General features: G+C 55.0%; 7 protein-coding genes. 3 read left to right on the forward strand and 4 right to left on the reverse strand.

What is annotated here, in order from left to right:
- Window positions 1–4: 4 nt before the first annotated feature.
- Window positions 5–1,072, reverse strand: coding sequence for a tRNA preQ1(34) S-adenosylmethionine ribosyltransferase-isomerase QueA (gene queA / locus ACB034_RS08500; RefSeq protein WP_371172581.1), 1,068 nt, complete (start codon window positions 1,070–1,072; stop codon window positions 5–7).
- A 211-nt stretch (window positions 1,073–1,283) separates the two neighbouring features.
- Here queA and ACB034_RS08505 point away from each other — a divergent pair, with 211 nt between their 5' ends.
- The 3 genes from ACB034_RS08505 to ahpF all read left to right on the forward strand — a co-directional run bounded on the left by ACB034_RS08505 (window position 1,284) and on the right by ahpF (window position 4,610).
- A complete protein-coding gene (locus ACB034_RS08505; protein ID WP_042024955.1) occupies window positions 1,284–1,730 on the forward strand; it encodes a CBS domain-containing protein in 447 nt (148 codons plus the stop codon).
- 638 nt (window positions 1,731–2,368) lie between these two features.
- Complete coding sequence (ahpC, locus tag ACB034_RS08510; protein WP_026456610.1) at window positions 2,369–2,935, forward strand: alkyl hydroperoxide reductase subunit C; 567 nt, start codon at window positions 2,369–2,371, stop codon at window positions 2,933–2,935.
- Window positions 2,936–3,029: 94 nt separating this feature from the next.
- Window positions 3,030–4,610 (forward strand): alkyl hydroperoxide reductase subunit F, encoded by a 1,581-nt coding sequence (ahpF, locus tag ACB034_RS08515; RefSeq protein ID WP_371172582.1) that lies wholly within the window; start codon window positions 3,030–3,032, stop codon window positions 4,608–4,610.
- A 130-nt stretch (window positions 4,611–4,740) separates the two neighbouring features.
- On the opposite strand, the gene ACB034_RS08520 is transcribed toward ahpF, so the two are convergent.
- The 3 genes from ACB034_RS08520 to ACB034_RS08530 form a co-directional block, all read right to left on the reverse strand.
- The gene (locus tag ACB034_RS08520) at window positions 4,741–5,451 is read right to left on the reverse strand and encodes an SIMPL domain-containing protein (protein ID WP_371172583.1); all 711 of its coding nucleotides are present in this window, start codon (window positions 5,449–5,451) and stop codon (window positions 4,741–4,743) included.
- A gap of 54 nt (window positions 5,452–5,505) precedes the next feature.
- Window positions 5,506–6,066, reverse strand: a complete 561-nt coding sequence (locus ACB034_RS08525) for a hypothetical protein (protein ID WP_061475437.1) — start codon at window positions 6,064–6,066, stop codon at window positions 5,506–5,508.
- A gap of 86 nt (window positions 6,067–6,152) precedes the next feature.
- Window positions 6,153–8,052, reverse strand: a 1,900-nt coding sequence (locus tag ACB034_RS08530) for a DUF5801 repeats-in-toxin domain-containing protein (protein ID WP_371172584.1), incomplete at its 5' end; no start/stop codon positions are given.

The raw sequence follows: 8,052 nt of genomic DNA on the forward strand, positions 1-8,052 counted from the left end.
AAGCTTAAGCCTGCGTCCGGCGACGGCTGACGAACATGGCGTCCCCGTAGCTGAAGAAACGGTACTGCTCGGCCACGGCTGCCTGATAGGCCGCCATCACGTTGTCATACCCGGCAAAGGCGCTGACCAGCATGATCAGGGTCGACTCCGGTAGATGGAAGTTGGTGACCATGGCATCCACCACCTGGAACTCGTAACCCGGGAAGATGAAGATGTCGGTGTCGCTGAAAAACGGCGCCAGCGGCTTGCCCTGGGCCAGGGTCACCTTGGCGGCACTCTCCAGAGAACGCACCGAGGTGGTACCCACCGCAATGACGCGACCGCCACGAGCTCGGGTTGCCGCGATAGCATCCACCACCTCCTGCGGCACCTCGGCATATTCGGAGTGCATGTGGTGATCTTCAATCTTGTCCACCCGCACCGGCTGGAAGGTCCCCGCCCCCACGTGCAGGGTGACGAAAGCCGTTTCCACCCCCTTGGCGCGGATCTTCTCGAGCAGAGGCTCATCGAAGTGCAGACCGGCAGTTGGGGCCGCCACCGCGCCCGGTTTGGCGTTGTAGACGGTCTGGTAACGCTCCTTGTCAGCATCTTCATCGGGACGATCTATATAAGGTGGCAGCGGCATGTGACCGATGGCCTCCAGGATCTCCAGCACTGGGCGCGCATCAAGGAAGTGGATCTCGAACAGGGCGTCGTGGCGGGCCCGCATCTCGGCCTCGACCTTCTCGCCATCTGGGCCGCCATCCAGGATAAGGCGGGTACCGGGCTTGGGCGACTTGGAAGAACGGACGTGCGCCAGTACGCTGTGCTCGTCCAGAATGCGTTCGACCAGCACTTCCAGCTTGCCGCCGCTGGCCTTCTGGCCAAACATGCGCGCAGGAATGACGCGAGTGTTGTTGAATACCAGCAGATCACCGGGGTTGAGCTGGTCCAGCACATCGACAAATTGACCATGGCGCAGCGCACCAGTCTGACCGTCAAGCTGCAACAGGCGGCTGGCGGTACGCTCTGCCATTGGGTAGCGGGCAATCAGCTCGTCTGGCAGATCAAAATGAAAATCGGATACTTGCATCTTTCACCTCGGGGGAATCGGCGGCTAGTCTAGTTATCCCCCTCTTGCAAGGCAACCCAAAAGACCAAAAACCCAAGAGAGACAAGGGATAGCGGCCATTTTTGTGACAGACAATGGGTTAATGATTCTTTAATGATCTGTATTGACCCTGATCATGTCTTGCCCGATGGGGGTGGGCTAGGGTGAAAGCAGGTACATAAGGAGGCCCACCATGATGACCCTAGCCGAAATCATGACAGAACAGCCCTTCACCCTGGGTCCGGAGAACAGCGTCAAACAGGCGATGGATCTGATGCAGCAGGAGCGGATCCGTCATATCCCCATCGTCGATGAGCATCATCATCTGCTGGGCCTGGTCACCCTCACCGACATTCTGGCGACTCGCGAGTCCAAACTGCTGCTCATCAGTCCGGAGCGGGAGGCCGAATTCACCGATAGTGTCCAGCTCGACGAGATCATGACCCGTCAGGTGGCAAGCGTGGATCCCCACGCCGGCATCAAGGAGGCGGCCCTCTATTTGCAACGCCACAAATATGGCTGCTTGCCGGTACTCAAGGGGCGCAAACTGGTGGGCATAGTGACAGAGTCTGACTTTATCGCGGTGGCCATCAACCTGCTGGAGTTGATGGAAGAGCAGGATCCCCCTACCGATTTCTGACCACCGATTTGTAATTAAATTACAACGAAAGCGTTTTTAGGCGATAAAAGAGCCTATAAAAATGAAAGGTTTTCATTTTGAATGAAAACTTACACCAAAAACTTGCTTTGTGATCTTCATCACACTATTATCTCCCCCATGCAATGATTGCCGAGGGGGAGACGAGGGATTGTGCACCCACCTTCTTCCTCTCATTTGTCTGCAAGTTTGCACACCCCGTAGTTAGTCTTTGCTGTAAAGCATTTGTTTATATAGCCATTCCTTGTTTGATGACCCGGCCCTGTCTCACGATAGCGCCGGGATTTTTTTATCTGCACGTTCCCCTCTCGCCTTACCGCCATTTACTCCCCCCACGTTTCTATTCCAGGCCTCTCGCTTGATCGCACATTCCCCTCGCACAAGGGGAGCAACACCACAGATATGGAATTCAGACAAGGAGTTAGCGCATCTAGGTCGCCATGTTCATGTTAGGTACAGCAGAGAAGTAGTATCTAATTATTAGATTTAAGCGATTCAAAATTGCGGCTTTTATCGATTAGCGAAAGACCCTAAGATGAATCCATCGAAAGTTAAACGCCTTGTCCGGCTCGACTCACCAACACCAGACAGGCATATGTACATCACCAAGGAGCCAATACATGTCTACCTACATCAACACTGAAATCAAGCCGTTCAACGCCACCGCCTACCACAATGGCAAATTCGTTCAGGTGTCTGACGCTGACCTGAAAGGCAAGTGGTCCGTTGTTTTCTTCTACCCGGCTGATTTCACCTTCGTCTGCCCAACCGAACTGGGCGACTTGGCTGACAACTACGCCGAATTCCAGAAGCTGGGTGTCGAGATCTACTCCGTCTCTACCGACACTCACTTCACCCACAAAGCCTGGCACGACACTTCTGACACCATCCAGAAAATCCAGTACCCGATGATCGGCGACCCGACCGGCACCATCACCCGCAACTTCGGCGTGATGATCGAAGAAGCTGGCCTGGCTGACCGCGGCACCTTCGTTATCGACCCGCAGGGCATCATCCAGATCGTTGAGATCAACGCCGGCGGTATCGGCCGTGACGCGCTGGAGCTGCTGCGCAAAGTCAAAGCTGCCCAGTACGTTGCCGCTCACCCGGGTGAAGTATGCCCGGCCAAATGGAAAGAAGGCGAAGCCACTCTGGCCCCGTCCCTGGATCTGGTAGGCAAAATCTAAGCCTCCCCACTCCAAAGACCGGCCCGATTCAGGGCCGGTCTGCTTTCTGGCCCACGCATAGCGCCGACCCGCAATCACAAGAAGGAATTCGAAGATGTTGGATACCAACCTCAAACAACAGCTGAACACCTATCTGCAGTACATCGTCAATCCCATCGAGATCAGCGTGTCCGGCAATGACAGTGACAAATCCGCAGAGCTGCTGGCACTGGCCACCGAGATCAGCGAGATGTCACCCAAGATTACTCTGACTTCTGGCACTGCCGCTCGCAAGCCTTCCATGAGTGTGGCCACCCAGGGCCAGACTCCGCGCATTCACTTTGCCGGCATTCCCATGGGTCATGAATTTACTTCTTTGGTACTGGCCCTGCTGCAAAGCGGCGGTCACCCCTCCAAGGCCGATGCAGCCGTGCAGGAGCAGATCCGCAACCTCAAGGGTGAGTTCCACTTTGAGACCTATATCTCCCTCTCCTGCCATAACTGTCCGGACGTGGTTCAGGCACTGAACCTGATGGCTACCCTGAACCCGGGGATCACCCACACCATGATCGACGGCGCCCTGTTCCAGGACGAGGTCAACGAGCGCCAGATCATGGCGGTACCGAACGTCTACCTGAATGGCCAGTCGTTCAGCCAGGGTCGCATCTCGCTCGAAGAGATCGTCGCCAAGCTCGACACCGGCGCTGCCGAACGCAAAGCCGCTGAGCTGAATGAGAAAGATCCCTACGACGTGCTGGTGGTGGGTGGTGGCCCGGCTGGCGCTGCGGCAGCCATCTATGCAGCCCGCAAGGGGATCCGCACCGCCATCGTCGCCGAGCGTTTCGGTGGTCAGGTGATGGACACCGTCGGCATCGAGAACTTTATCTCCGTGCCCTACACCGAGGGCCCCAAGCTCGCTGCAAGCCTGGAGCAGCACGTCAAGCAATACGGCGTGGAAGTGATCACCGAGCAGCGCGCCGCCGCCATCAGCAAGGATGGCTATGTCAACGTAGATCTTGCATCCGGTGCAACCCTGAAGAGTCGTTCCGTGATCCTGGCAACCGGTGCCCGCTGGCGCGACCTGAACGTGCCGGGTGAGCTTGAGTACCGCACCAAGGGCGTGGCCTACTGCCCGCACTGTGACGGCCCCTTCTTCAAAGGCAAGCGGGTGGCGGTGATCGGTGGCGGTAACTCCGGCATCGAGGCGGCCATCGACCTGGCCGGCATCGTCGAGCACGTTACCGTGGTGGAGTTCGCCGACACCCTGCGCGCCGACGAAGTGCTGCAGCAGAAGGCCCGCTCCATGGCCAACATCGACATCATCATGAGCGCCCGCACCACTGAAGTGATCGGTGATGGCAGCAAGGTAACCGGCATGGATTACGAAGATCGCACCACCGGGGAAATCAAGCATCTGGCTGTCGCGGGTATCTTCGTCCAGATCGGCCTGGTGCCCAATACCGAGTTCCTCAAGGGGAGCGAGGTAGCGATGACCCGCTTCGGCGAGATCGAGATCGATACCAAGGGCGCCACCTCCCTGCCCGGCGTGTACGCCGCAGGGGACGCCACTACTGTGCCGTTCAAGCAGATCATCATCTCCATGGGTGCTGGTGCAACCGCCGCACTCGGGGCCTTCGATTACCTCATCCGTAATCCGGCACCAGAAGCAGCCAAGGCTGACGCCGTCACAGTCTGAACGCCATTCAAGTAAACAAAAGCCGACTCTCTCGAGTCGGCTTTTTTCATTCTGATGTTGCGCTGGACATTAAAAACCCGTTGCGAGAGCGGGTTTTGGCATTATCAATGCGCAGTAGACTGGCTATCCATCATTCCAGGAGGAAAACCGCCTCGATGTTGTCGGTGATGGTGATCTGTTGCTGTTGATAGCTGTTTTCCACCATATCTGCGGCAGGTGCGGCGGACATGGCCAGCGCCTTGAGATTGCGGCTATAGACGGGAACTGGCGATGAATTTCGATATTCAGCGCTGTATACCTTGCCAAGCTTCATGCCAAATGCCTTGGCCAGAGATTCGGCCTTGCTTTTCGCATCCTCGACCGCAGCCAGGCGTGCCTGTTCCTTGATGGTTTGCGGAGATTTCAGACCATATTCGATATGTGACACCGACTCGAGTCCTGCCTTGAGTGCGGTATCCATCAACTGGCTCAGCTTGTCGAGTTGATACAGCTTCACCGCCAGTTGACGCTGGGCACGATACCCCAGCAAGGTCGGCTTCTTGTTCTCGCCATATTGATACTCGGGAGAGATGACCAGATTTCCCGCCTCCACATCACTGCGCTTGATACCCAGTCCTTCCAGCTGGCCAAAGAATGCAGCCACTCTGGTATCAACCTGTTGCTTGGCCTTGAACCCCTGTTTTTCCAACGCGGTGACCGACACATTGAGGGTCAGCATATCGGGTTCCGCTTTCTGCTCGGCGTAACCACTCACCACCAGATGGGGTGCCTGAGGCACTTCCAGAGCATACAGGGAGACACTGACAACCAGCGCAGAAAGGGTAAGAAGCGGACGCCACATATAAAAAACCTCAATCGAAAAGTTGAGGTCATTATGCCCCTGGCAAACGGGAATTTATATATCGTGCAATGGCGGGATCTGATCCAGTACCTGATTGGTCAAATCGAGACTGATGCTGATTGTCGCATCAGCAGCGGGAAGAATCTCTGCATGCGCTGTCGTCGGCAATGAACTGTCGAGCAACACCTCATCATCGAAATGGAATGAATCCCACGACAGGATATGTCCTTGAGGAGGTAATTCCGTTCCGAGAGAACTGAAGTCATCTGCGACTACAGTCCAAGCGATTGTTTCAGAAGGCCCCAACAACTCCTGCAAGGATGCAGGATGAAAGCTATTCAATAGATACTCCTGCTGACCCAACTCATGACCAACCAAAATCATGTTATGGGAAGCTTCTGCATCCATGACGGGGATGTAGCTGATCGATGCAGCCGCAAAGTCGACATGAAGCGTCCCTGCGACATCACCGGCATCATTCTCTATCTCCACCGCATCCAGCCGATCACCTGCGATCGAGGCTTGATAGCCAAACTGGCCGGCACAGGTAATCTGACCCTGTCCATCCCAGCTATAGCGGATGCCATCAATGTCGACCCAGTTGAATGACTGCATGGTGTATCTCCTTTATACCGCCGCTATCTTATCCATCCTCTGTCATAAAAAACAGGGGCCAAGCATAGCTTGGCCCCGACTCCTGGCTACGGATCAACCTTGAGGTTACCGTCATCCAGCATTTGCTTGATGATGTCGTGGTTGGTTGTGAGCGTGCCACCTTGATCCAAGTCCAATCCTCCCTGGAATTGGATGGTCAACTGGGCACCACCAGGTGTTCCATCAGTATCTATGGTCAGCTTGTTGGCAGCAGTATCAAACTGCAGGTAGTTGTCCAATACCGTCGCCAGATCCTCGTTGGTGCCGCCAGTAGGTACGCCAACCAACAAATCTGACAAATCCAGTACATCGCCACCACTAGCCGTGCTACCCAGCGTGAAGTCGGTAATGGTGTCGGTGCTACTATCAGCATCACTTGAAAGCCACTTGAAAGTATCACTACCACTGTCACCAATCAGGATATCCGCACCTATACCACCTATCAGGGTGTCATTACCTGAACCGCCAACCAGCTTGTCTGCCCCCCCCATGCCATAGAGAACATCGTCACCATCACCACCAAAAAGTATATTGTTGAGCGAATTTCCTGTCAGGGTATCATTATGGGCAGACCCGATGGCATTGAGCTGTTCAGCTGTCAAAGTAATCAACGTATCACTCCCTGCACTGTGCATATCGACTGTGTAGGGTACATCCGGCATCAGGCTAATATTGAGGTTCGAGTTAGCAGTATCACCATCCCCATCGGTCAGAGTAACGTCAAGATCGAAGTTTACAGGCACACCCGGGGTAGGTATTGAGGTGCCAAAATCACCGATTTTAAAGTCACTGCCACCCGCATAGTGGAACTCGAGGCTATTATAACCATCTGCCGTATAAGCCGAGATACGGGTGTTATCCACAACGCCGCTCACTGTAGCCACATAAGTTACCCCTGCCCCCGGATCTGCATCACTAAAGGTCACGGTAAAGTTGTGACCTCCGACAGAAACGGTCTGAATCAAACCTCCGGAGAGACTCACAATTCTAGTGCCTGTCCCATAGGCGATAGCAATGGCCGTCAATGACTCCATAACCCCGTCACCAATCACATTATCTACCGAGCTTGACGAACTGGTATCCTGGCGAGCAATCACCTTAACCAAGCTGCCCTCCGCCTTGATAGAGGTAAACAGGGCTGAGCCACCATTAACGTTATAGTGGCCATCAAAACTGTGGTTATGGGTTGCTGGATTGAAGTAGCCACTACCACCACTACTAGGTGAACCTGCCAAGTCGATGACAAAGTCCACTCTCATTGCTTCACCGGTGCCGACCGATGCACCTCCGCCGATCCCACCGGTCGATGCCGTGGTATTGACAGTGCCATCCCCCATGGGGGTCAGCAGGAGATCTTTACTGTCATCATTAGCAGCGGTAACAAATCCCGCCCATGCTGTATTGCCACCGACAAAGTCATAACCCACGTTATTAAAATCAACAGTGGTATTACCACCATCCACCGAACCCACCATATTAACTGCGTAAGTACTGTTGGCTGGGTTCAGTACAACGGTAAAGACAGTGCCAGCTCCCGTTGCAGCAGTTAGGGTTAATCCATCTTCCGAAAGGGAATAGGTGATCGGCAACCCGCCTGCTGTCATGCCACTATTGGCACCATTAAGACTTGTGCTAAAGCGCAGACTGCCGCCATCTGCCCCATAGTTGTTAGCCACTGAGCCATCAAGATCGAGCAGGAAAGAAGCACTGCCTACACCATTCATTATTACGGCAGTATTAGGGGTAATCATACTCGGACCATCGTCCTTGAACACGATGTCCAGACCGCTCGCACTGGTCGCGCTCGTGCTGTCCCCATCACCGTCCGTCACGGTTTGCACCACCTTGATCGCTGCGGCCGCTGCCAGCGAGACGCTGTCGTCATGGGCCGCGGCACTGCTGCCATCCACCCCGTGCTCCAGCGTCGCATACTGGGTCACCGTTACC

Source organism: Aeromonas sp. S18(2024) (genome assembly GCF_041402525.1).
GTDB classification, from domain to species: Bacteria; Pseudomonadota; Gammaproteobacteria; order Enterobacterales; family Aeromonadaceae; genus Aeromonas; species Aeromonas enteropelogenes.

Bases quoted from the DNA above. Each gene is read 5' to 3' on its own strand.
- ACB034_RS08520 (WP_371172583.1), bottom strand. From the start codon at position 5,451: ATGTGGCGTCCGCTTCTTACCCTTTCTGCGCTGGTTGTCAGTGTCTCC.
- queA (WP_371172581.1), bottom strand. From the start codon at position 1,072: ATGCAAGTATCCGATTTTCATTTTGATCTGCCAGACGAGCTGATTGCC.
- ahpC (WP_026456610.1), top strand. From the start codon at position 2,369: ATGTCTACCTACATCAACACTGAAATCAAGCCGTTCAACGCCACCGCC.
- ACB034_RS08505 (WP_042024955.1), top strand. From the start codon at position 1,284: ATGATGACCCTAGCCGAAATCATGACAGAACAGCCCTTCACCCTGGGT.
- ACB034_RS08525 (WP_061475437.1), bottom strand. From the start codon at position 6,066: ATGCAGTCATTCAACTGGGTCGACATTGATGGCATCCGCTATAGCTGG.
- ahpF (WP_371172582.1), top strand. From the start codon at position 3,030: ATGTTGGATACCAACCTCAAACAACAGCTGAACACCTATCTGCAGTAC.